This is a genomic window from Pedobacter sp. MR2016-24, from assembly GCF_026239655.1.
Lineage (GTDB): Bacteria > Bacteroidota > Bacteroidia > Sphingobacteriales > Sphingobacteriaceae > Pedobacter.
In genome coordinates this window covers 119,734-144,552 of record NZ_JAPIVO010000001.1, presented here as the reverse complement: position 1 = coordinate 144,552, position 24,819 = coordinate 119,734, and the positions used below count along the sequence as shown (strand labels likewise).

At 38.6% G+C, this 24,819-nt stretch carries 21 protein-coding genes; 6 read left to right on the top strand and 15 right to left on the bottom strand.

Annotated elements, in window-relative coordinates:
* Window positions 1-7: 7 nt before the first annotated feature.
* The gene (locus OQX62_RS00675; RefSeq protein ID WP_265829353.1) at window positions 8-226 is read left to right on the top strand and encodes a DUF3820 family protein; all 219 of its coding nucleotides are present in this window, start codon (window positions 8-10) and stop codon (window positions 224-226) included.
* On the opposite strand, the gene OQX62_RS00670 is transcribed toward OQX62_RS00675, so the two are convergent.
* The 4 genes from OQX62_RS00670 to OQX62_RS00655 form a co-directional block, all read right to left on the bottom strand.
* Window positions 221-643 (bottom strand): hypothetical protein, encoded by a 423-nt coding sequence (locus OQX62_RS00670; protein ID WP_265829352.1) that lies wholly within the window; start codon window positions 641-643, stop codon window positions 221-223. The two genes, OQX62_RS00675 and OQX62_RS00670, sit on opposite strands and share 6 nt — an antisense overlap.
* Window positions 644-722: 79 nt before the next feature.
* Entirely contained in the window at window positions 723-1,532 is an 810-nt protein-coding gene (locus OQX62_RS00665; protein ID WP_265829350.1) for a phosphatidate cytidylyltransferase, read from the bottom strand.
* Window positions 1,529-1,738, bottom strand: coding sequence for a DUF2007 domain-containing protein (locus OQX62_RS00660; RefSeq protein WP_265829349.1), 210 nt, complete (start codon window positions 1,736-1,738; stop codon window positions 1,529-1,531). The genes OQX62_RS00665 and OQX62_RS00660 overlap by 4 nt, the downstream gene beginning before the upstream one ends.
* Window positions 1,719-2,642, bottom strand: a complete 924-nt coding sequence (locus tag OQX62_RS00655; RefSeq protein ID WP_265829348.1) for a CPBP family intramembrane glutamic endopeptidase — start codon at window positions 2,640-2,642, stop codon at window positions 1,719-1,721. The genes OQX62_RS00660 and OQX62_RS00655 overlap by 20 nt, the downstream gene beginning before the upstream one ends.
* Before the next feature lie 52 nt (window positions 2,643-2,694).
* Between OQX62_RS00655 and dusB the strand changes: the two genes are divergently transcribed.
* Window positions 2,695-3,702, top strand: a complete 1,008-nt coding sequence (gene dusB / locus OQX62_RS00650; RefSeq protein WP_265829347.1) for a tRNA dihydrouridine synthase DusB — start codon at window positions 2,695-2,697, stop codon at window positions 3,700-3,702.
* 33 nt (window positions 3,703-3,735) lie between these two features.
* Entirely contained in the window at window positions 3,736-4,122 is a 387-nt protein-coding gene (gene apaG, locus OQX62_RS00645) for a Co2+/Mg2+ efflux protein ApaG (protein ID WP_265829346.1), read from the top strand.
* On the opposite strand, the gene OQX62_RS00640 is transcribed toward apaG, so the two are convergent.
* Entirely contained in the window at window positions 4,119-4,814 is a 696-nt protein-coding gene (locus OQX62_RS00640) for a zinc metallopeptidase (protein ID WP_265830142.1), read from the bottom strand. The genes apaG and OQX62_RS00640 overlap by 4 nt on opposite strands.
* A 268-nt stretch (window positions 4,815-5,082) precedes the next feature.
* Here OQX62_RS00640 and OQX62_RS00635 point away from each other — a divergent pair, with 268 nt between their 5' ends.
* Window positions 5,083-6,405, top strand: a complete 1,323-nt coding sequence (locus OQX62_RS00635; RefSeq protein ID WP_265829344.1) for a DNA recombination protein RmuC — start codon at window positions 5,083-5,085, stop codon at window positions 6,403-6,405.
* Here OQX62_RS00635 and thiL read toward each other — a convergent pair.
* A complete protein-coding gene (gene thiL, locus OQX62_RS00630; RefSeq protein WP_265829343.1) occupies window positions 6,400-7,440 on the bottom strand; it encodes a thiamine-phosphate kinase in 1,041 nt (346 codons plus the stop codon). The genes OQX62_RS00635 and thiL overlap by 6 nt on opposite strands.
* Window positions 7,441-7,472: 32 nt before the next feature.
* On the bottom strand, window positions 7,473-8,465 hold the full coding sequence (nadA, locus tag OQX62_RS00625; RefSeq protein WP_265829342.1) for a quinolinate synthase NadA: 993 nt from the start codon (window positions 8,463-8,465) through the stop codon (window positions 7,473-7,475).
* 398 nt (window positions 8,466-8,863) lie between these two features.
* On the opposite strand from nadA, the gene nadB reads away from it, so the two are divergent.
* Window positions 8,864-10,450, top strand: coding sequence for an L-aspartate oxidase (nadB, locus tag OQX62_RS00620; RefSeq protein ID WP_265829341.1), 1,587 nt, complete (start codon window positions 8,864-8,866; stop codon window positions 10,448-10,450).
* Window positions 10,451-10,455: 5 nt separating this feature from the next.
* Window positions 10,456-10,968 carry a gamma carbonic anhydrase family protein gene (locus OQX62_RS00615; protein ID WP_265829340.1) on the top strand — a complete coding sequence of 171 codons (513 nt, stop codon included), beginning with the start codon at window positions 10,456-10,458 and terminating at the stop codon, window positions 10,966-10,968.
* 5 nt (window positions 10,969-10,973) lie between these two features.
* Here the strand turns inward: OQX62_RS00615 and OQX62_RS00610 are convergent, their stop codons facing one another.
* The 8 genes from OQX62_RS00610 to OQX62_RS00575 all read right to left on the bottom strand — a co-directional run bounded on the left by OQX62_RS00610 (window position 10,974) and on the right by OQX62_RS00575 (window position 24,784).
* Window positions 10,974-12,608 (bottom strand): Ig-like domain-containing protein, encoded by a 1,635-nt coding sequence (locus OQX62_RS00610; RefSeq protein WP_265829339.1) that lies wholly within the window; start codon window positions 12,606-12,608, stop codon window positions 10,974-10,976.
* Window positions 12,609-12,740: 132 nt separating this feature from the next.
* On the bottom strand, window positions 12,741-14,603 hold the full coding sequence (gene mnmG, locus OQX62_RS00605; RefSeq protein WP_265829338.1) for a tRNA uridine-5-carboxymethylaminomethyl(34) synthesis enzyme MnmG: 1,863 nt from the start codon (window positions 14,601-14,603) through the stop codon (window positions 12,741-12,743).
* A 154-nt stretch (window positions 14,604-14,757) separates the two neighbouring features.
* On the bottom strand, window positions 14,758-16,623 hold the full coding sequence (locus OQX62_RS00600) for an ABC-F family ATP-binding cassette domain-containing protein (RefSeq protein ID WP_265829337.1): 1,866 nt from the start codon (window positions 16,621-16,623) through the stop codon (window positions 14,758-14,760).
* Between the two features lie 146 nt (window positions 16,624-16,769).
* Window positions 16,770-17,204: an rRNA maturation RNase YbeY gene (gene ybeY / locus OQX62_RS00595; RefSeq protein ID WP_265829336.1), complete on the bottom strand. Its 435-nt coding sequence runs from the start codon at window positions 17,202-17,204 to the stop codon at window positions 16,770-16,772.
* A 16-nt stretch (window positions 17,205-17,220) separates the two neighbouring features.
* Complete coding sequence (locus OQX62_RS00590) at window positions 17,221-20,532, bottom strand: hypothetical protein (protein WP_265829334.1); 3,312 nt, start codon at window positions 20,530-20,532, stop codon at window positions 17,221-17,223.
* A 111-nt stretch (window positions 20,533-20,643) separates the two neighbouring features.
* Entirely contained in the window at window positions 20,644-20,835 is a 192-nt protein-coding gene (locus OQX62_RS00585; protein WP_037441187.1) for a cold-shock protein, read from the bottom strand.
* A 93-nt stretch (window positions 20,836-20,928) separates the two neighbouring features.
* Window positions 20,929-21,870: a hypothetical protein gene (locus OQX62_RS00580; protein ID WP_265829333.1), complete on the bottom strand. Its 942-nt coding sequence runs from the start codon at window positions 21,868-21,870 to the stop codon at window positions 20,929-20,931.
* A 403-nt stretch (window positions 21,871-22,273) separates the two neighbouring features.
* The gene (locus tag OQX62_RS00575; protein ID WP_265829332.1) at window positions 22,274-24,784 is read right to left on the bottom strand and encodes a zinc-dependent metalloprotease; all 2,511 of its coding nucleotides are present in this window, start codon (window positions 24,782-24,784) and stop codon (window positions 22,274-22,276) included.
* Between the last annotated feature and the right edge of the window lie 35 nt (window positions 24,785-24,819).

The window sequence follows — 24,819 nt, the reverse complement described above, 5'->3', positions numbered from 1 at the left end:
CTCTTACATGAACCCACAGCTGTTAAATGACCTGGTGACCTTCCAGATGCCTTTTGGTAAATATAAAGGCAAATTGATCTGTGACTTGCCGGAGACTTACCTGGTCTGGTTTCAAAGTAAAGGTTTGCCTCCGGGTAAATTGGGAGAGTTACTGGGCACCATGTATGAGATCAGACTGAACGGTTTGGAATACCTGTTAAAACCTTTAAGAAACAGATCTTTATAAATTAGCTTCAAAATCGGCAATTGCCTCTTTATACAACGGACCCAGACCGTTTATGTCGAAATAATACTCATTTTTATTTCCATTGTCCATCTGGCAAACATAGTGGTTGAAACTATACTTAGTTGTAAAAAAATCAGTCCAATATATTAATTCACCAAATGCCTCCTTAATATTCAAATGTTTCAGGTCACGAATATCAAAAAAGAAAAGTAATTCAAAATTTTCATAGTTTTTGGTAAAACCAATGAAGACTTTTTCAACTAATATCTCATTTATATTCAAAAAATCTGTTGCAATCGTTAAATCAACATAGACATTATCATTAAGAATAACTCCAATCTCCTCAAAACTTTCAGGAACACTATCTTCTGGATAATGAACCTGAACTTTCTTAAAATCGAAAAGAAAGTCTTTCAAAAATTGCAGGTTTAAAGAAGCGAGATTCCCTTTAAATATAATGTCAACCAGCATAACTATTATATTCCTTTAATGAAATTTAGCTAAGTAATAGATATAAATAGGCATAAACTACCGGTGCAGCGATTAATAAGCCGTCAAAGCGGTCTAATAAGCCCCCATGGCCAGGTAGTAAACTGCCCGAGTCTTTTGCATTTAAACTTCTTTTCAGCATTGATTCAACCAGGTCTCCAAGTGTTCCGAAACTCACGACCAGAATAGACATTCCAGCCCATATCAACGGGGAAATTTCCTTGAAAAAGGTTGAGATGATAAATGAAACCAATAAACTGGTCAGCATTCCTCCAAAAAAGCCTTCCCATGTTTTTTTAGGCGAATGGCGTTCGAAAAGCTTATGGCTTCCTAATTTCCTGCCAAACAGATATGCGCCGGTATCATTAGCCCATAACAAGAGCAGGAAAGCCAGTGGCAAATGAAAATTATAAGTCGTCCAGCTGTTTAAAAACCCGAGGGAATAGAAAAAACAGAAAGGAATAGTCACGTAAATAAAGCCTACAAAAGTATAGGAGATATTGGCAAAGGGAATTTTATCTTTTTTATACAGTTCTCCCACAAAAACAGAGAAAATTAATGGAATCAGTATCAGCAAATATTTTGTTTCAAACTGCAGAAAATGATAACCTGCGGTGACCAAAAATATCAATGCGCCTACTGCTAAAGCAATATTACGGTGCGGCCTGATCCCGGATGTTTTAATCAGTTTATAAAATTCTGCCAGACTGAAAACGCTCAGCAACAGGTAAAAAGCGGTGAAAGTATAGGCACCAAGGAACATGGAACCCAACATTACTATCGTAAAAAAGAATGCCGTTATTGCTCTGGTTTTCATTCCGAATCAGAAGATTGAATAAATGCTTCTGCCTTTTCTACGTCTTTCTTGTTGACCAGTACTTCGATTACGCCAAATGTCTGATAAGAAGAATCCTTTTTATTCATAATCACCGCAGCAATATCATTTTCAATTAATCCCTGTTTAATAATTTCTGCTGTTACAGGGTTTTCTGTAGTGTACACTTTAGTCCAGTTGGTTTCCATTCGTTTTTTTCTTTAAGTATTGGAATAAAAATATGGTCAAAATTAAGCTAATTAAATAACCATACCATTTAAAATTTGTAGAATTATCTGCTTCTGACAGCGGTATATGATGCAATTGCAGATACCAGGCTACACAAACAGCATATGCATTGTTTAAAAAGTGAGCGAGCATTGCATACCATAAACTGCCTGTCCACAAATAAATATAACCAAAAGCCGCACCTAATATCATTCTTGGGAAAAAGCCAAAAAACTGCATATGTATGGCGCTAAATATAAAGGCCGACAACCATATGGCTACATGAGGATTGTTAAACATTTTTTGGAAAGAGCGCTGCACACCTCCCCGGAATAATAGTTCTTCGCTGATTGCAGGCAACAGGGCAATCATTCCAATATTGATTAAAAAATCCCAAACATTATTTATAGTAAGTAATAAAACCGTCATTTTCATGGCTGCGTCTTCCTTCTCTCTCATCCAGTTTTCAACTGTCTTCAGGAATTCGGGCAATACCATTTTCTGATTGGCTGCACTTAACCATTCCATCAGCGGAAGCGAGCAAGCCATGATCATGAATACAATCAGTATTATGAAGAGCTTCGGTTTTTTGAAACCATAAAATACCGTGATTTTGGTCCTTTCTGTGATGGCCAGCAATACAGGAGGCAATAAAAACATAAAAACTGTGGTAATTACCTGTGCAGCTTTTAATCCGGAAATATAATGGGAATCATCACCTGCAAGAGCAAGCGGATTATTAAAAATTTCCATTCCATACATCCCGAATAATACAGCAAAACTTAAGATCGTACCCGCAATTAATCCTGCAAGTACGTAGGAAGCCAGGATAAGTAACTGTATATAAGCACTATTTTCTGTGCGCTGTGCCGGAATAAAATTCATTATTGAGGATTTTTGTACCTTTGTATTTTAAAATTTGTTTGAAGATAGAAAAATGTCTGTAAAGATAGGAAATATAGATTTGGGAGACTTCCCTTTATTGCTCGCACCGATGGAAGATGTAAGCGATCCGCCATTCCGTTTTGTATGTAAACAAAGCGGGGTAGACATGATGTATACTGAATTTATTTCTTCAGAAGGACTCATCAGAGATGCTGCTAAAAGTCGCCAGAAACTGGATATTTTTGAGTATGAACGCCCAATTGGCATCCAGATTTTTGGTAGTGACATCCAATCTATGCGGGAAGCTACTGAAATTGCTACCCTGGCCGGTCCCGATCTGATCGATATCAATTACGGCTGTCCTGTAAAACAGGTGGCCTGTAAAGGTGCAGGTTCTGCATTGCTGCAGGATATAGACAAGATGGTTAAAATGACTGAAGCAGTAGTTAAAGCGACACATTTACCAGTTACTGTTAAAACACGCTTAGGATGGGACGATAATACCAAAAATGTAGATATCGTAGCTGAAAGACTACAAGATATCGGTATACAGGCATTAACTATCCATGGCAGGACCAGGTCGCAGATGTATAAAGGTGAGGCCGACTGGCGCATGATCCGTGAGATTAAAAGAAATCCCAGAATCAAGATTCCAATATTTGGTAATGGTGATATAGATAGTCCGCAAAAGGCGCTGGACTGGCGCAGGGAATTTGAAGTTGATGGCATCATGATTGGAAGGGCAGCTATCGGTTATCCCTGGATATTCAGAGAAATCAATCATTTCTTCAAAACTGGCGAAAAACTTGCTGGTCCGACACTACAGGAAAGAGTAGTTGCCTGCAGAACGCATTTGGATAAATCTATCGCCTGGAAAGGTCCGAAATTAGGTATTTTTGAAATGAGACGTCATTATGCGAATTATTTCAAAGGACTGCCAGATTTTAAACCTTACCGGATGCTACTTGTCAAAGAAGACAATATTGAAATTATTCACAGCATTTTAGACGAAGTGTCAGATAAATATCAGTACATTCAAATTGAAAGCGAAGTGGCTTGATTTTTGAAAAATACAATCCATAATTATTTTACAATGGTTACAGCGATTACAGAAGGCATAAAAATATCAGTAGATACAGTTTATCAGGATGAATACTCTAATCCTGAGAAAGAACATTTCATGTTCGCATACCAGATCACTGTAGAAAATTTAACAGAATATACCATTCAGCTTATGCGCCGTCAGTGGTTTATCTTTGATTCCAATGGAACGCAGAGAGAAGTAGAAGGTGAAGGTGTTGTTGGTTTGCAGCCTGTCATAGAATCGGGCGAAAGCTATTCTTATGTTTCCGGTTGCAACCTCACTACAGATATTGGCTCCATGAGCGGCAGTTACCTGATGCACAGAATGGCCGATGATATAGATTTTACTGTGAATATTCCTGAATTTCAGCTGATTGTTCCTTACAGATTAAACTAATCCCTGTTTCTGCCGAATAACATTGATGCATAATACAGCAGGTTAGACAAAGCACCTAAAGCTGCCACTACATAAGTCATTGCCGCCCACCATAGTGCGTCTTTAGCCTGCGCATTTTCCTCTTCGGTATACATGACCTTATGGTTATTCTTTAGCCAGATCAATGCCCTTTTACTGGCGTCAAATTCAACAGGAAGCGTAATGAAACTGAAGATGGTAATAATGGCCAGTCCAATTACACCAATACCCAGCACAACGGGGTTCCCCGTAAATCCTATTAATAAAATACCAATAATTAAAACCCATTGCAATAAATTGGAAGAGATGCTGACTACAGGCACCATACTGCTCCTGAATTGCAACCAGTGATAAGATTTGGTATGCTGCACAGCATGTCCGCATTCATGCGCTGCTACAGCTGCTGCGGCCACACTTCTTCCATAATAAACATCAGTGCTTAAATTAACTGTTTTATCTTCCGGATTATAGTGATCAGTCAATTGACCATCAGCATTCATCACACGTACATCGTATATTCCGTTATCATGCAGCATTTTTTCGGCAACTTCTTTACCGGAAAACCCGGAATTCAGTTGCATTTCAGCATATTTGGAAAACTTACTTCGAAATTTCCATTGCACAAACATGCTGATGATCAGCATTGGAATTATAAAAAACAAATAGGCTCCCATCTTTAAATATAAACTTTCCTGATCCACATAAATCAAAAATTGTTCCCAATCAACCATATCACCGGCTAAAAATTGAAAAGCCTTACTTATGGGCCTTCAGTCCGCTTTTTAAAATAACCGCCGCCCCAAATTATGCACAATTCAATTTCCCCAATTTGCGAATTATCCCCGAATGTACTTAAAAGAGAACCCCCTGGTCAATTAAATACATACTAACAAATTTGTTAAAATGATTTATAATACAGATTTTTGATAAAAAAATTAGCAAATGGATATTCTTTTTAGTGCTTTACTCGCTGTAGTTATTCTTCTTCTCCTTTTGATTGTCTTTAGAAAATCTGCAAAACAAACAGATCTGTACCCGCTGCTGGAATTAAAAGAAGCTGAGCACCAAAAAACCTTATCCATTTACAAAGAAGAAAAACAAAGACTGGAAGATGAACTCGTAGATCTCAGGATGGGTTTTATGAATGAAAGAACGCGGGCCATCAAGGCAGAAGAAGTACTCAATGCACAACTTAAAAGACAACTGGAACAGGAAAAATATATTGCTGAACTTCAGCAGAAATTCCAGCTGGAATTCGAAAATATCGCCAATAAAGTTTTGGATGAAAAAACTTCAAAATTTACAGAACAGAATAAGGTAAACCTCGACATCATTTTAAGCCCACTAAAGGAAAATATTAAAGCGTTCGAGGCCAAGGTAGACCGGGTCTATAAGAGTGAGTCTGACGAGCGCAATATACTCAAGGGAGTAATTTCTCAGCTCATGATACAGAGTAAGCAGATTCAGGAAGATGCAAATAACCTTACGAAAGCTTTAAAAGGTGACAGTAAAAAACAGGGAAACTGGGGCGAAGTAATTTTAGAGCGTATTTTGGAACGTTCAGGACTGGTAAAAGACCAGGAATATCGTATTCAGTCCAGTTTTAACAGTTTCGGCGGAAACAGGTTACAGCCAGATGTGATTATTGACCTCCCTGACGATAAACACATTGTGATCGATTCAAAAGTTTCTTTAATTGCCTATGAAAGGTCGGTCACTGCCGAGACCGACGAAGAAACGCAGGTTTATATTAAACAGCATTTACTTTCACTGAAAAACCATATACAGGAGCTTGCGGCAAAAAATTATCAGTCACTCTACCAGATCAATTCTCCGGATTTTGTATTACTTTTTATTCCTATAGAATCTTCTTTTGGCATTGCCGTACAAAAAGATGCAGAGCTCTTTAACTATGCATGGGATAGGAAGGTGGTCATGGTAAGCCCATCTACACTACTGGCAACCCTGCGAACGATCTCCAGTATATGGAAACAGGAAAGACAAAACAGAAATGTACTCGAGATTGCCCGTCTGAGTGGCAGCATGTATGATAAATTTGTAGGTTTTGTGACTGATATGGAAAATATTGGCAGGAATATCAGGCAGAGTCAGGATGCCTACGATAAAGCTTTGGGCAAGCTTTCCACCGGTACGGGGAATCTGGCTAATACCTCAGAAAAAATTAAAAAGCTGGGTGCAAAAACTACGAAACAGATTGATCATAAGTTTTTGGACCCTGCTTTATTAGATGATGAAAGCTTATAATTTAAACGCGTTCCATCCCTGTGCTTTCAATTCGTGCACCACATTTGATTTTGAAACCATTTTACAGCCAGAAGCTTTATCAGTGATATGACCGATTACACTGATGTCTACATCATGTTTTAATTTGGTATAATCTTCCTGTTTGATGGTGAACATTAATTCATAATCTTCTCCGCCATTTAAAGCGCAAACAGTTGGATCCAGTCCCAATTCCCTGGCTGTTTCATAAGTCATCGGATCAATGGGTAATTTATCTTCATACAGCGTACAGCCCTTTTCAGATTGCTTGCAGATATGCATAATTTCTGATGCCAGTCCGTCAGAAACATCGATCATTGACGTCGGAACAATTTTCATTTGTGCCAGCAAGTCAACGATATCCCTTCTGCCTTCTGGTTTAAGCTGCCGCTCAATTATATAATCTTTTCCTTCCAGATCAGGCTGAATATTAGGATTTTCAAGGAAAATCTGTTTTTCACGCTCCAGAATCTGCAGTCCTACATAAGCACCACCTAAATCTCCCGAAACACACAATAAATCACCTTCCTGAGCACCATTTCTGTAGCAGATTTCTTTTTTATCAGCATAACCGATACTGGTGACACTGATCACCAATCCCTGTTTACTCGAAGAAGTGTCGCCCCCAATCAGGTCTATATTGAACTTATTGCAGGCCAGTTCTACCCCTTTGTAAATTTCTTCCACAGCTTCCAGCGGAAATTTGCTCGACAAGCCAATAGAAAATGTAATTTGGGTAGCCACCCCGTTCATCGCGTAAATATCGCTTAGATTGACCTGAACAGCCTTATAACCCAAATGCATTAAGGGCACATAGGCTAAATCAAAATGGATTCCTTCCAGCAATAAATCTGTAGAAATCAGCATTTCTTTATCTCCAAAATTTAAGACTGCAGCATCATCACCAATCCCTTTAACACTACTGTCGTGTCTTATTTTAAAATTATCTGTTAAATGCTGAATTAAGCCAAATTCACCTAATTCTGCCAGATCTGTACGCTCTTTGTTTTCAAACATAATTTTATTCTTTAATCATCATCCTATCTGTTCTATAAACCAAGACTGGCTGATATTTCAAGCATTCTTTCTATCGGTTTTCTTGCTTCCCTGATAATATCAGCTGGCACTGTCACCTCTGGTAAACCATTTTTGATACACAAATACAGTTTTTCCAGTGTATTTCTTTTCATATACGGACAATCGTTACATGCGCAGTTATTATTTGGCGGCGCCGGTATAAAGGTTTTTGTAGGATTCGCTTTTTCCATCTGGTGGATAATTCCACTTTCCGTAGCTACAATAAATTCCTTTGCATTACTTTTTGTCGCATAATTCAATATCCCTGTAGTAGATCCGATATAATCTGCCAGCTCCAATACCGCTTCTTCACATTCCGGATGGGCCAAAAACACAGCACCCGGATGACGTGATTTTAATTTTGTTATTTTCTCTCTCGAAAATATTTCATGCACCATACATGCTCCATTCCAAAGCACCAGGTCCCTGCCAGTTTTTTTCGCTACCCAGGCACCCAGATTTTTATCCGGACCGAAAATAATCTTCTGCTCTTTTGGCAGACTTTCTACAATCTGTACTGCATTGGTTGAAGTACAAACTATGTCACTCATTGCTTTCAGTTCTGCTGTACAATTCACGTAAGTAATCACCAGGTGATCCGGGTATTTCTCTTTAAATTTTTTAAACAAATGTGGAGGACAACTATCTGCTAATGAACAGCCTGCCTTCAAATCTGGTAATAAAACCGTTTTCTCCGGAGAAAGTATTTTAGCGGTTTCGGCCATAAAATGCACACCAGCGAACACAATTACATCAGCTTCTGTTTTTGCAGCTTCCTGGGAAAGTCCCAAACTGTCCCCAATATAGTCCGCAATATCCTGAATATCAGGTTCTTGATAGTAATGTGCTAATACAATTGCATTTTTCTCTTTTTTTAACTTTTCAATTTCTTCAAAAAGATCAAGTGTTGGGTCGATACTTTCTTCGATAAATCCTCTTCTATTTAATTCTTCTAAGGTATCCATTTTAAACGTTTCAATAATTAATAATTATTTAATATAAATAGACTTCTATTGTTTATTAGTGTGTTAGTAATGTTTGTAACTCTCGATTTTAAATTCGTTTTTATGAGTTGTTATATAGTTATTAACAGTAACATTGATTTTTTTCTGAAAATATCAGCTGATATACAACGAGATATTTTTTTGCTGAAATACTTATCAATATCAATATGTTTATTAGTTAGTTGGGGGTAAAAAGTTAATAACTCTTGCAAAGTTGCTCAAAAATAACTTAAAATATTGTGTCTAATTCTCATTTTACCTTAGCTTTAAACATTCTTAAATAGTTGCTCTATTTATTTAGACAAGTAATTAACATTTTTCTAACGTTGTTAACAAACACGTCGAATTAACAGATTTTAATGAGAAAAGCAGATTTTTTAGTGATAGGGTCGGGTATAGCGGGTTTAAGCTTCGCTTTGAAGGCCGCAAAATTCGGAAAGGTAATCATCGTTACCAAGTCAAATGAGGACGAATCAAATACAAAATATGCCCAGGGTGGAGTTGCTGTAGTTGTTAACAAAGATGATTCTTTTGAAAAACATATAGATGATACTTTAATTGCCGGAGATGGACTATGTGATCCGAAAATCGTGGAAATTGTGGTCACAGAGGGCCCTCAGCGTATACAGGAGATTATAGACTACGGAATCAACTTTGACAAGAATACGGCGGGGGTATATGATCTGGCAAAAGAAGGCGGGCATTCAGAGCATCGTGTTTTACATTATAAGGATGTAACCGGCTATGAAATTGAGAGTGTTTTGCTGAAGCAAATTCATGAAAATGATAACATAGAGATATTAACACATTACTTCTGTCTGGAGTTAATCACCCAACATCACCTCGGTGAGTTTGTTGACAAAAGCTCTAAAGATATTAACTGTTTTGGTATATATGCCTTTAACACAGAGCTTAACGATGTGGAAAAGATATTAGCAAAGGTGACTGTTCTGGCGTCCGGCGGCGCTGGCCACATCTATTCGAGCACTACAAATCCTGTAATTGCTACTGGAGACGGAATGGCAATGGTGTACCGTGCAAAAGGAAAAGTGAGGAATATGGAATTCATTCAGTTCCATCCAACCGCTTTATATAACCCTGGAGAGTATCCATCCTTCTTAATTTCGGAAGCTGTAAGGGGCTTTGGAGGCGTTCTGAGACGGAAGAATGGAGAGGAATTTATGTATGAATATGACAAACGCGGATCCCTTGCACCACGTGATATTGTCGCGCGGGCAATAGATGCAGAGATGAAAAAATCAGGTGAAGATTTTGTTTATCTGGATATCAGAAACAAAAAAAAGTCTGACATTCTGGCACACTTTCCAAATATATATGCGAAGTGTTTATCTATCGGAATTGATATGACAAAAGATTTAATTCCGGTTACGCCTGCGGCACATTATATGTGTGGCGGAATTTTAGTTGATGAATTTGGGCGGTCTTCTATCAATAATTTATATGCTTGCGGGGAATGTTCTTCTACCGGTTTACATGGTGCAAACCGACTCGCTTCAAATTCTTTACTGGAGGCGCCGGTATTTGCTCACCGTATTTTCCTGGACGCCATCGAAAGATTCAATCAGGTGGTCATACCAGATCATATTCCGGACTGGAATGATGAAGGTGTTGTGCAATCTGATGAAGATATTTTAGTGACGCATAACTTACGTGAAACGCAAAAATTAATGAGCGACTATGTAGGTATTGTACGTTCTGATTTTAGGTTAGACAGAGCGATGCGGCGCTTGTTTTTATTACACGAGGAAACGGAAGAGTTTTATAAGCGTAATAAGGTCTCTGTAAAGCTATGTGAGCTCAGAAATGTAATACAAGTTGCGTTCATCGTTATTAAATCAGCCATGGCGCGTAAAGAGAGCAGGGGATTACATTTTACAACAGATTATCCAAAACACACAACAACACTCACGGATACTATTTTTTAATTATTATGGCAGCTATTATATTACCAGTCTTAGATAAATACCCTTCATGGGGTGAGAATTGTTTTATTGCACCAAACGCAACCATCGTAGGGGATGTAACCATAGGGACTAATTGTTCGGTATGGTTCAATGCAGTAGTCAGGGGAGATGTGAATACTATTACGATTGGTAATGACAGTAATATACAGGATGGTGCTGTGATCCATGCTACCTATCAGAAAGCAGCTACCAGTATCGGTAACAGGGTCTCTGTAGGGCATAATGCGATTGTACATGGCTGTACCCTTAAAGATCATGTACTGGTTGGTATGGGCGCTATTGTAATGGATAACGTAGTCGTAGAAAGTTACTGCATTATTGCTGCCGGATCTGTTGTACTGGAAAATACGTTGTGTGAAAGCGGATATATTTATGCAGGAACGCCTGCGAAAAAAATAAAGCCCATTACTGAAGAGCAACGGGCTTTATTAAATAAATTGCCGGATAATTATATTATGTATTCCGACTGGTTTCGCTAAATAAATTACTGCTCCTTTGGGAGTGTGATGGTTTCATTTCTATCCCAGTTAGCGCGAATAGACAGCTCTTTTGATTCATTGTATATCTTTTCAGGTTGTATGCCTTGTCTGACATTTCCCGTGTCCCACTGACCATTTTTGTTATTGTCATATATTACCCTGATGAAGTATTTTCCGGCCCTGTAGTTGGCAAATGTTACTGTGGTATCTTTTGCAACTACCAGTGTATTGACTATAGCTTTGGCTTCATTGATCACTTCTAATACATACTGTTTATTAGGTTCGGGGGTGACTATTTTTAATTTTAAGGTACCATAGTCATCCCTTTTCGCCAGTTCAAACTTTTTTGTAAACTCTTTATTTTTGGTATTGAAAATGGCGGTAAAAGCTCCTGCGGCAAATTTGATTTCATAGATGGTATTGGCCCGCCAGGCATAATTAAAATTGTAAGAAAGAAAATCTGCAGTGTCCTTAACCAGGGTAAAATTGGTATTGGCTACAGAGTCTTCCAGCAAAGTAATTTTTGACTGGTCTATAGTTTCTACCGGAATACCAAAGGTTAATTTTAATGTCTTATTTGGATTAAGCAGATTGCCTTCGATGTTATCTGTAGCGGTTACATTTCTGGTATAAGTTTCTTTTTTTCCTCTTCTGAATGTTACCGTCTGGAGTAGTTTACCCGCATCAGTTATACTCACTTTTGTGGAGTCAAAACTCATGTCGGTCAGCCACAATTTTACGGAATCACCTACCTTATTGAACTTAACTTTTTTCGATACATCCAGTTCTTTAGGTTCGATGATCGTAATACCCGGATCTTTCAGTTTCTGGTTTAAGGAAATGCTGATACTTCCATCATTATTTAACCTTCTTTCGTTAACCCTGAATTCAGTGGCATCTTCTTTAAAAATGACCATATTGATATTTTGTGTATCCTTTTTTAGGACTATCGGATCTTTCAAAAAGCCGATTTCATCGGAACTTTGCTGGTAAGTTTTATCTCCGTTTTGTTCTTTCAATGCATAGATCTTATAAGTATCAGCTTTCAGATTGCTGATTTTGAAGTTTCCGCTGCTATCTGTTAAAGCATAAACTGAAGCTCTCTTTTTTCCGAACAGACTATCTCTCGATAGTGGAAAGATAAAAGCAAGGGCTTCTATTTCCGGCTTACCTGTTAATGCATTTTTTATAGTTCCTGAAATATTGAGTGAATCAATAGTGGGACCGGTAGCAAATACATAAGTGAAATTTTTAAGCGCATTACTCTCATTAATGTCCACCACAGACTTTCCGAAGTTTAAGGTATAAGTTGTGTTTTTTTCCAGGGAATCTGTAAATTCAATTTCCAGGTTTTTCTTTTTCACCGTGAGGGTAGGGAGTACCTCCAGTTCTGGTGAAATAGAAAATTGTTTGAACTGATCATTCAATTTAAAATATTCATCAAACTGGATCACGATTTTTTTAGCTTTAAAATTTGTGCTTTGATTTAGCGGAAGCATAGACAAAATTTTTGGCGGAATTGAGTCTTTTGGACCGCCCTGAGGGCCCGCACCGATACTTGCACAACCTGTAATCAGTAAAAATCCAAAAAAGCAACACAAGGCGGCCTTTATGATTTTTATATAGCTGTTTTTAGTCATTTATATTAGATCTGATGAACTTTTAATTGTTTTGGATAAATATGTTGTACAAAAAATAAAAACGCCTTAAAACTAATTAAAATGCGTCATTTTTAGGCGTCTTTATTTTTAATGTAACGTATTAATAAACAGTTACTTACTTATATGAACCATTAAAACTGAAATGTCTGAAGGTGAAACCCCTGAAATTCTTGAGGCCTGACCTAGAGTCCGCGGTTTTATTTTCAATAATTTCTCTCTGGCTTCTTTAGAAAGAGAAACCAGCTGCGAATAGTCAAAATCAGGATTGATGTCCTTGTCTTCCATCTTCTGCATTTTATTTACAATCTCCTGCTCTTTTAAAAAGTAGCTTTCATATTTAATTTTGATTTCCGCCTGCTCTACTGTTACCTGATCGTATTGATTCAGGTAATCATTAAAGGCTGTACTTACTTTTCTTAAGTCTTCGATTCCAACCTGTGGTCTGCTCAGTACGCCGAATAATTTTACGTTCTGTGTAAGTGCGCTGGAATTTAAACTTTCAAGCATCTCGTTGGCTTCAGACATTTCTATACTTTGTTTCCGGGTATAAGCTACAATGTCGTCAGAGTCGGTCACTTTCTTTTTAACGATTTCTAATCGCTCATCACTAATCAGTCCCAGGGCATGGCCGATAGGGGAGAGCCTGATGTCAGCATTATCCTGACGTAACAATAATCTGTGTTCTGCACGCGAGGTAAACATTCGATACGGTTCTTCAGTTCCCTTGGTTACCAGATCGTCTATCAATACACCAATATAGGATTCAGAACGTTTCATGATCAGCTCATGCTGATCATTTATCTTCAAATGCGCATTAATTCCTGCTATAAAACCCTGACTAGCAGCCTCTTCGTATCCGGTTGTGCCATTAATCTGTCCTGCAAAATACAAATTCTGTATTAATTTGGTCTCCAGTGTAAGCGTCAACTGTGTAGGTGGAAAAAAATCATACTCGATCGCATAACCAGGTCTGAACATTTTCGCATTTTCAAATCCCGGGATCTGGATCAGTGCCCTATATTGTACGTCTTCCGGGAGTGAAGTTGAAAAGCCATTCACATAAATTTCGCAAGTATTCCAGCCTTCCGGTTCTACGAAAATCTGGTGTCTTTCACGCTCTGCAAAACGGTTAATTTTATCCTCAATTGATGGACAGTATCTCGGACCAAGACCCTTGATTCTACCCGTAAACATTGGTGATTTTTCAAATCCTTCTTTTAATGTTTCGTGTACATTTGAGTTGGTATAGGTAATCCAGCAGCAGCGTTGTTCTGTAGGTCTATCTACATTGGTGTAAGAAAAACGACCGGGATTTTCATCACCCCATTGTTCTTCCATCAGGGAATAATTCAGTGATCTGCCATCCACCCGGGGAGGGGTACCTGTTTTCATTCTGCCTGCTTCAAAACCTATTGATGTCAGTTGTTCAGTTAAGCCAGTGGCTGCTTTTTCACCTGTACGGCCACCGCCAAATTTCTTTTCGCCAATATGGATAAGGCCATTTAAAAAGGTGCCATTTGTCAGCACCACACTCTTTGCTCTGATCTCAACACCAATCGATGTTTTAACTCCTTTTACCTGATTATCTTTAATGATCAGGCTGCTTACCATGTCTTGCCAGAAGTCAACATTAGGTGTACGTTCTAATGCCAGTCTCCATTCTTCGGCAAATCTTTTCCTGTCATTCTGTGCGCGGGGACTCCACATTGCTGGTCCTTTGGAAAGGTTCAGCATTCTAAACTGCAGCGTTGTTTTGTCACTGATGATTCCAGAGTATCCACCCATTGCATCAATTTCTCTTACAATTTGTCCTTTTGCCACTCCACCCATTGCAGGGTTACAACTCATTTGCGCAATGGTTTCCATGTTCATTGTAATCAATAAAACTGAGGATCCCATATTCGCAGCAGCGGCAGCAGCTTCACATCCGGCGTGACCTGCCCCAACTACAATTACATCATATTCTTTAAACATCTTGTCTAATTTTTAAATTGTTCCACGTGGAACTTTCATGTTAATTCACGCTCTCAAGCGAAGAGGTTTCACGTGGAACATTTGTTTTTCTCAATATCCATCCACGGTATCTGGATAAAAGAAGTGCTTAAAACGCCTTAAAATAGGAGAGGTATTAGTTTACTTTCTCTGAAAGTTCTACCCAACGTTCCATTATTTTTTCCAGATCTTTATTTAGTGTTTCAATAGATTTCGTAACCGCCTGTATCTCCTGATAGTTTGCGCTATCTATATCAATCAGCGAATTTGTCAGTTGATCTATTTCCGTTTCAGTAGTACTGATCTTGTTTTCTAAATCTTCCAATTCCTTTTGCTCATTAAATGTAAGCTTCTTTGGAATAGCCATATCAGCAGAAGCTCTAGGCTTAGATTCTTTGCTTACTGTTTTTTCTTTTGGCGTTTCCAGGCTAATTCTGTACTCAGAATAGTTTCCGTTATAAATATTAACCTCTCCGTTTCCTTCCATAATAAATAACTGATCGCTCATTTTATCCAGCAGATACCTATCGTGGGAAACCAAAATCAATACGCCAGGGAAGTTCTCCAAAAATTCTTCCAGTACATTTAAAGTATCAATATCCAAATCATTGGTCGGCTCATCCAGGATTAAAAAGTTTGGGTTTAGCATCAGTACCTTCATCAGATGTAAACGCTTTTTCTCCCCACCACTTAATTTTTCAACCATTCCATGCTGCTTCTTTGGTGGGAATAAAAACAGGGTGAGCAATTGTGAAGCAGAGATCGTCTGACCATCGGCCATTTTGATATATTCAGCTTCTGATTTTACAATATCTATTACTCGTTCTTTTTCATTGAAAGCTAAACCACCTTGTTTATAATAACCGTAAACAGTGGTATCACCAGTACTTACTTTTCCTTTTTCAGGTGTTAAATAACCCGTAATGATATTAAGTAGGGTAGACTTACCTGTACCGTTTTTTCCAGCCAGTCCAATACGGTCTGCCTTTTTAAAAGTATAAGTAAAGTCGTTAATGATATTCTTTTCATCAAAAGATTGTCCCACATTTTCCAGCTCAAGAATCTTATTACCCTGGCGGGACATCTTTACATTTAACGTGATATTCTGGTTATCGGTACGCTGTTTGGTTTTACTATCTAAATCATAAAAAGCGTCAATCCTGGCCTGAGATTTTGTTCCCCTGGCCTGAGGCATTCTGCGCATCCACTCCAATTCTTTTTTGAGCAGGTTTTTATTTTTGTGGAATGTACTTTCATCGGAAGCTTCTCTCTCAGATTTCTTTTCCAGAAAATACGCGTAGTTACCACTGTAATTGTAGATCTTACCACGGTCAAGTTCTACGATGGTATTACAAACATTATCCAGGAAATAGCGATCATGCGTCACTAATAAAATCGTTTTATTACCTGAAGTAAGGAGCTTCTCTAACCATTCAATGGTATCAATGTCGAGATGATTCGTAGGCTCATCCAGAACATAAATTTCAGGATCTTCGATCAGTAATTTCGCTAAAGCTATACGCTTTTTTTGTCCGCCTGATAGCGTAGAAATCTGTTGTTGTAAATGATTAATACCCATGCGACTCAAAATCGTTTTGATTTCGTGTTCGTACTCCCAGGCATTGTGCTCGCTTAATTCCTCATATAACCTGTTCAGCGTTTTTTCATCGGGATTAGGATCCTCTATAATTTCTTCATATTCCTTGATCAGCTGCTGCTGTTTATTCTCAAGGGAAAAAATAAAATCACTAATAGAGTAGCCATCAGGGAAGGAGGGTTCCTGATCCAGAAAACCAATTCTAACTGCTTTATTTTTTACGATTTTTCCTTCAAGAGGATTGAAACGTTCGGCTAATAATTTTAATAATGTACTTTTGCCGGCTCCATTGATACCTACCAGCGCTACACGCTGACCAGTTTGGATCCCTAAAGTCAAATTTTTGAATAACCATTCATCGTTATAGGCATGGCCTAAATTTTCTGCTGCTATTAGTGTGCTCAAAGTATTTGTTTAACGGATTAACAGATTTGATAAAGACCTGCAAATTAAGTAAATAATGGTATTATGTAATGTGTTTAAACATTCAGTTTAATTCAGCTGATGTATAAGATAAACAGCAGTTCTGACCAGGAATTAATTATAACTAATTAATAATTAGACAATTGAGATAAATAATGATCTTCTTTTTGCGTCATTAAAGTTTTAGCTGTCTTCCCTTTATCCTTATAGCCCAGCAAATGAAGTGTACCATGTATCATTACACGGCATAATTCATCTGCAGTTTTCCCCTTATAGTTTCTGGCATTTTCCTGTATCCGTTCAATACTGATAAAAATATCACCCGTAATCGTTTTAAGCACCTCTGAGTTATCAAAAGTGATTACGTCGGTATAAGTATCATGCTGAAGGTATTGCTGGTTTATCGCCAATAAATATTCGTCAGAACAGAATATAAAATTCAACTCCTCTAAAACGTACCCTTCTGCCTTAATCGTATTTTCAATCCAGGTTCTGATTTTAGTTTTTTGTTGAAGGTTGTACTTGATCTCTTCTGTAAAAAAATTTATAGGAGGTTTACTCATCAGGGCATGTCATATTTTAATGCAAATTTAGCAATTTAAAATAATCAGAGATCTTATTTTTGTAATAGTAATTCAGATCCGGCGGTAATTTCTGTATGAGTTCCAGCTCGTTCACTTGTTTTTTCTTAAACTCTTCCAGCATTTTACGGTAAGAAGGAGGAAGGTCTCTGCCTGATTTACTCTCCCTTTTTTGATCTTCGTTTTGTTCCCGGTCGGCCTGATCTGCGTCAAGCAATTTATTCAGGATAGCTTTTTGACGGTTTAGTGTTTCCTGCTCGATTCTTTTGTTGACCAGATCGGATTCCGTTGCCTTCATCTCTTTGATCAGTTGGTTCAGGTTGCCCAGACTTCCTTTTCCGTCTTTGTTATCTGAAGAGTTTATTTTTTGTAGTGCCTCCCTGATCAGTTGTTGCTGCTGTGCCATTTTAGCAAATTCTTCACTTTGTTTACCTTTAGGTACGCTGCCTTTATTTCCTTCTTTCTGGAGCTGATCTTTAGCCTGCTGCATATTTTTATTCAGCTGCTGCTGCATTTGCTGCAACTGCTGCATCGACTGCTTTTTATTTCCTTTTCCACCCTGTTTCGCATTTTTCTGATTCTTTTCCAGCTGTTCAAGCGCTTCATTGAGCATCAGTGAGAGATTATTGATAGAGGTCATGGTATATTGCTGATTTTTAAGTGCTTCCGCAGTGCGACGTTCTCCCAGGTTATCCAGACTTTTATCAATATTAAAATTGATTTTCTGCATTTCTTCATTCACTGTACTTTCAATCTGCGGTACCCTTTTGCTAAGTGACGTTAAACTGTCAGCGATAGTTTTCATATTATCTTTGATGGTGCGTTGTGTCTGAACGCTCGATAAATAAGAAGGATCACTATTGCTAATCTTTTTCAGATTCAACATGACTTTCTCCTGCTCAAATGAGCTATGCAGCAAATTTTGCAACAATATCCGCAGGCTTTCGGCATTTACATTATTTTCCATTTCAGCAGACTGCTGCTGGGATGCTGTTAATTTTTCAGCGAGTTGCTGCATTTGTTCTGCTGCTTTTTTCTGCGTTCCAGCCGCTTTTTGGGCTTCATTTTTATCCAGTTGCTGTATACTTTCCTGCTGTTGTTTTTGAATATCTTTACTTTCTTTATCCGGATTCTCGAAAGCATTCGGTTTCTCCAGCAACTGGTTCTTTTGGTCCAGCTGATCGAGTTCTTTTTTGAGTTCGCTGAAATCTGACGCCAGTTGCTGCTGCTCTTTTTTGAGCTCCTGCTGTGCGTCTTTTTTGTTTCCTGATTTTCCGGCAAGCTTCTTCTGCTCTGCAGCAAGAGCGGTCAAACGATCAATTTTATTTTGCAAACCCTGCTCAAATTCAAGTTGTTTATATAATTCCAGTATCCTGTCCAGCTCCTTTTTCAAAGATTTATTGTCCATGTTCATTTTTGATAACTCATCCCGGGTATCATCTTTTCTGTTCTGGTCCATCAGCGCCTGCAGTTTTTCCAGCAACGCTTTAGTTTTGGGATCTAATACATTGTTGAATAAATCATCTATCTGTTTCTGTTTTTCGGCCAGTTCTTCTTTAACCTGGTTCTCTTCGTTTTGCTGAAATGAGTTCTTTTCTTTCGTGTTTTTAATATCCTGTACCGCAGCTTCCAGCTTCTTCTGTTTTTCCAGGAGACCGGCAATTTCTTTTTTATCCTCAAAGGAGAGCGATTGTTTGTTGAGCAGACTTTCTCCTAATTTTTTGCTTTCTTTTTCTACCGTAGCAGCAAGTTTAATGGCATTCTCCATTTTCTTTTTTAAGCTACTGCTACTATTATCCAGCTGTTTTGCTATTTGTTGCGGATGAGGTACTGCATAGGTGCTAACAGGTGAACGTGTGATTTTATAACCATTTACCCCATCATTGTCGGCCACTTCAAAAAAGTAGGTCAGCTGCTGACCGGGTTTTAATCCGATCTTTTTCAAATCCCAGAAATAAAAAAATGATTCTTCAGTCTGTGTTTTTTTTATGGGAAGGGTAATGCTTGTTTTTCTCGTTGCTGCTCCGGCTTCAGTTAGCTGGTAAACAAATTTCAGGTCCTTAAAACCATGATCATCATTGATATTTCCCGTAAAATACAGGACTTTACTACTTAATGAATCTGCCTTTTCTATCACGCTGATCTCCGGATGAAGGTCCGCAATCACTTCAATTTTATGCTGTATGGAATCTTTTGCTCCGGCAAATTTATTTACAGGCATAATTTCATAAGTGGTACTGGCCAGCAAACGCGATTTAAAAGTCGCACTGTTATCTTCTATTTTAAGCTTTCGGATTGTTTTGTCCAGCTTAAAATCTAACTGATCACTATTTTCTGTTTTAATCTCCCAGGTGACTGTAGTGCCTTCAGGAATCAATAAGTCTCCTGAATTTTGTATCCGCTCACTGCGTTTGTTCAGATAGGGAGGAAATACTAAACTAGCAGAAATCGTCAGAATCCCCGGCCTTGGTTTTACCCGGAGCTGATGGGAAGCAGATGAGAAACCACCACCACTAAAGATAATGCGCTTGTCCTTTTGCAGATTTTTGAAGGTGTAGTGAAATTTGCTGGTATTGTCCTTCTCAAATTTGAAGGTATTCTTTCCTTCTATGATATAGATATCCTGAGGAAATTCGTCGCCCTTTAACTGCAGTTCAAGACGAAGACTGTCTCCTTGTGCAACAACCAGTTTTTTATTCAGCAGTTCAAAAGTAAAAGGTGCGGCAGGCAAAATTTCTCTGTCGTATTGTACAAAACTCCTGGTTCCTTGTTTTAATACCACTGGCGCAACCAAACCAATAATTATAATTATAAGGAGTGGGGTCAGCAAGTATTTTATATATTTCCTGTTGTCCTGCAAATGAATTGCACTGCTGAATGGAATAGGTCTGAGTTCATTTATTTTCTGATCTATGCCAGCAAGGATCAGTTCATTTTGATGGGATGATAATTCTGCAAGTTCTTTCAGCTGCAGTGTATTTAAGAGTTTATCTCTGATTGCTGAAAAGTGCGCGCCTATCAACAGAGCTGATTCTTTCGGACTTATGTTTTTAATGATCCGGAAGTAGGCGAGGGCTGGTTTGATGATACCGGCCGTAAAAGATAAAATAAAAAGGAATAGGTAGGCGTAAAATAAAATTGTTTTGACAATAATTCCAGGATTAAAACAGTACGTAAGAACGAATAACAGGAGGAAGGTGGATAGTAATGTTGCCAGCGTATAGATCGTTCCTCTGAGAAGCTTATTTAAGTAAAACTTCCTTGTGAATTCATTAATCTTTGAAATTAAAAGTTCGTAGCTGCTATTCATTAAACTAAGAATGAATTTAAAGATAAAAATTATTTATCAACCAAAATAGAGCGCATAAAAAAAGCTTCCTGATGTCATCAGGAAGCTTGTACGAATTATGGTTATAATAATCTAGATTACTTTAACATTGATCGCATTCAAACCTTTTTTGCCGCTTTCAACATCGTATTCTACTTTGTCGTTTTCACGGATCTCATCGATAAGGCCTGTTGAATGTACAAAAATTTCGCTATCGCCGTTAGCTGGTACGATAAATCCGAAACCTTTAGTTACATTAAAAAATTTTACTGTTCCTTCTTGCATTGTATTAAGTATTAATTATAAGCTTGCAAGGTAGTAATTATTTTTTTATAATCTGCAAATGCTTCATTTTTTGATAAATATAATTTGGAATCTTTATTTATTGGCTTTTTTACCCGTCACTATTACCGTAATTTCGCTGGCATGGGGGATACCTAATGTGCTTCCCGGGGTTACTTTTAACAGGTTTTGCAGGTAGATGCTGGTAATTCCTTCCAATACTTTTTTGCGTGTTTCTTTAAATTCAGGCAGATTGGTATAAAACCAGCTCATTCTTAATTTGCCTTTTTCATCCGCAATCACGTTAAATTCATAAGCGAAATCTTTATAAGCTCTTTGTATGACAACTTTATACCGGGGATACAAATAATCATATGCTTTTGTGCGTCCATTCATCGGGTCTACGGAACTTTGAAAGGTTACGGTAGCCATTTCGCTTTTGCTGCTGAGCTGAGCGATCTGACGGCCCGCAAAAACACTGTCCCTGTTACCCGGATTCCTATTTGCCCTGTCAACCATTTCACGAATGAAAAGGGTATCAGCTTTACTGGGGCGCTGTAATAATGCAGGCTCTGTATGCAGTTTCTTTTCTATGTACTCATTTGAATAAAAGGTCATGTTCACATCCGAGCGGATATCTGCAGCGATTTCTTTTTTGCTGACTTGTAAACGCTGAAATACAAGGCTGTCTTTGCTGATCAGTTTAAAGCGGAACCATTCCTTGGCAAAATTATAGACGTCTTTATGGTCGTGGTGCAAATGAAAACCCTGCATGATTTTTTTCCCTGGATCATAAGCGAGTATGGTATCTTTTGACTGAAACTGAACAATCCAGCTGGGCTCCTGCTGGAAACCTGTAGTGTCGAAAGAGAGACCGTTACTGAAACGTCGTTTTACTTCTGTGTATTTTATGCCTTTCACTGCATCGAAATCAAAATCTTTAGGCTGTGCGGGCGTTTCTTTTACTGGTTTGGAATGACAAGCAGTTAATAGCATACCTAAACTTAATATCACTAACAGGAAGTTCCTTTCTCTCATATCGTAACAACGCTTTTTCAGCACAAATATATCAGCTTTCTTCTTTTTTGCTGAAAGGATTTTCCTTTAATTGTATAAGGAGGGGTGTCAAGCCAATCCAGTTAATTTCGGGAATACTGTTCCAGTGGGTCTGGAGGTACTAACATTTGTATTGAGATAGCGTTGGCTTAGGGTTGCGCTAGTGTTGGCGTAGGGTTGACATACCCTTTTACTATGTCAACCCTATCTCAATACTAACTCAATCCTATACCAATAGTTAACTTACTCACTTGTTGGTAGCCCCTCAGGCAGATGTCTAGCTAATGATGGCTGAATGACTTGAATAAATAAAAAAGGGGTCCTGATCGTTTGTATTGATCAGGACCCCTTTGTGAAAATAGTCGTATCAGATAAACTATCTGCCTTATTTCTTAGGATTTAAAATGTCATTAATCCTGATGACCAGGTCGTCATAATGTGCTTTTGTTAGCGCATCACCCGCTACTGCTCTTGCTTTTGCTGTAGCCATTAATGATTTCAGTTCTACTCTTACCAGGGGTCTGATATCTGATAAGGCTACACTGATAGGCGTCATGCCGAAGTTTGCAATCATATCTCCTGATACACCCGGTGGAAGATCCATCTCCTTGGTCATCAATACTTCCAGTTTATCTACATAAGAACGTTGCAGGTTGCGTTTAAAAGCATCCGGGCGCGCTGACGAGAAAATCGTACCCTTCAAATCTGTAAATAGTTCAGGTAAGGTATAAGCTGCTGCAGTTCCGTTTTTGGTTTCATTGTCCAGCAATCTGGCAAGGCGGGGGGCTGACAGGATGTTTCCCAATGTACCTGTCTGTACAGCTTTAATCCTGTTCAGCAGCGCACCATTATCAAACTTATTCAGTTCTTCTTTATTAATCAGCCACAATGGAGTAGTAAATAACTGCGTATTGAAAAACCTGATCGCCTCTTTCTGCTTAGTTTTTGGCAGGTAAGTATATACCGCACCAGTCTGGTCGTAAGTCTTAAAATTTTCGTTCATACCGCCAACGTTAGCAGCTACATGACCCATATAACGGTTAAACTGGCCGATCACTTCAGTATAAATTTCTTTGAGGTCGCTGTAGTCGTTTCCTTTTTCATAAGTCCACTTTTCTACATTAGGTAAAACACGTTTCAGGTTTGCAATACCGTAGGTACTTGCTTTCATCGCGTTATCACCCAGATCCTCACTTTGAAGGCGCGGATCAATGCTTGTGCCTTGTCTGCCATAGTAGTATAATGGATTGCCAGCTTTAGCTTTTGTCCATATATCCAGCTTTTCACGTTCTTGTTTAGCTGTCAGGTTACCCGGAAACCAGGTATATCCCCATTTAACAGACCATTTATCATATTCACCAATGTTCGGATGTAGTTTGGTTACACCATCTCCAGGCTGTGCGATATAATTGAAACGCGCATAATCCATGATAGAAGGAGCCGTTCCATGTGCATCAGTAAAAGTTTTTGAACGTAAAGAGTCAACCGGATAAGCATAGCTTGATCCAAAGTTATGTGGCAGGCCAAGCGTGTGCCCTATCTCGTGAGAGGATACAAAACGGATCAGCTCACCCATTTGTTTATCGTCAAATTTCGCCTTTCTGGCTGCAGGATTAACTGCTGCTGTTTGTACAAAATACCAGTTTCTTAACAGGCTCATCACATTGTGGTACCAGCCGATATGTGTTTCCAGGATTTGTCCTGTACGCGGGTCTGACACATGCGGACCATAAGCATTGGCGATATCTGAAGCAAAATAACGTACAACAGAATAACGTGAGTCGTCTACACTGAATTCAGGATCTTCCTGAGCAGTAGGTGCTGCTTTACCAACGATGGCATTTTTAAAACCTGCCTCCTGAAAAGCCACCTGCCAGTCATTGATTCCCTGGATTAAATAAGGTACCCATTTTTTAGGCGTGGCAGGATCAATATAGATCACAATTGGTTTTACCGGCTCTACCAGTTCTCCACGCATGTATGCCGCGGTATCTTTTGGCACCAGGCTCCACCTGTGGATATAGGAAGTTCTTTCTGCCTTTAAAGCATCTGTACCATAGTCCGTTTGCGACTGACCAAAAAAACCAACCCTCGCATCTCTTAAACGGGCCTTTGCAGGAATTTTTGGCAATAACAACATAGAAGTATTGAACTCATAGGTAATGGCGCCAATACTGTTATCTATCGGTGATTCCATGGTGCGGTAAGTTTTGCTGGTGACTACCTCCACATTTAAAGGGAAAGATTTTACAGTATCGATATAAGATCTCGAAGGATCCATCATCGTCATTTTATAGGCTTTTCTCAATTCATCTGTAGCACCGATTGACATCACGTCACCATTATAGAAGTCCGTCACATCAATCACCACACCAGTAGTATCCTTATTATAAGCCTTAATCTCAAAACTGGCAAGAATGGTTGACAGATTGGAGTTTTTTACCGACTGATACATATCAGAAGTACTGTCTGCTCTTACTGAATAGCTGGGTACGCGGACAAATACCTGCTTTCCGCGGCGTTCCCACTGCCATACCTGTTCATTCAACTGCTCCCCACCATATTGCTGATTACCCACTTTTACGCCCGATGGAACTTTGTTTAACCTGGTTACTACCAGCATTTCGCGGTTCAGCAGGGTATCAGGGATCTCAAAAAACCACTTATCATCCAGTTTATAGGTATTGAATAAACCTTTTTTAGCTTTAGCTTTTGCAGTGATGATATCCCCGAAAGGTTTGATTCCTTCCTTTTTAGGGGCGGGAGCGGTCATAGCAGGGGGTGGAGTGCCTTTTGCATTCTTTTTGTTTTTTTTCTGTGCAAATGAGTCATTACTATTGAATGCGCATAAAACAAACAGACCAGCAATCGCCAGTGATTTTGTATTTTTATTCATTTAGAATTATATGTTTAGCGTTAATTGTTTTAAGG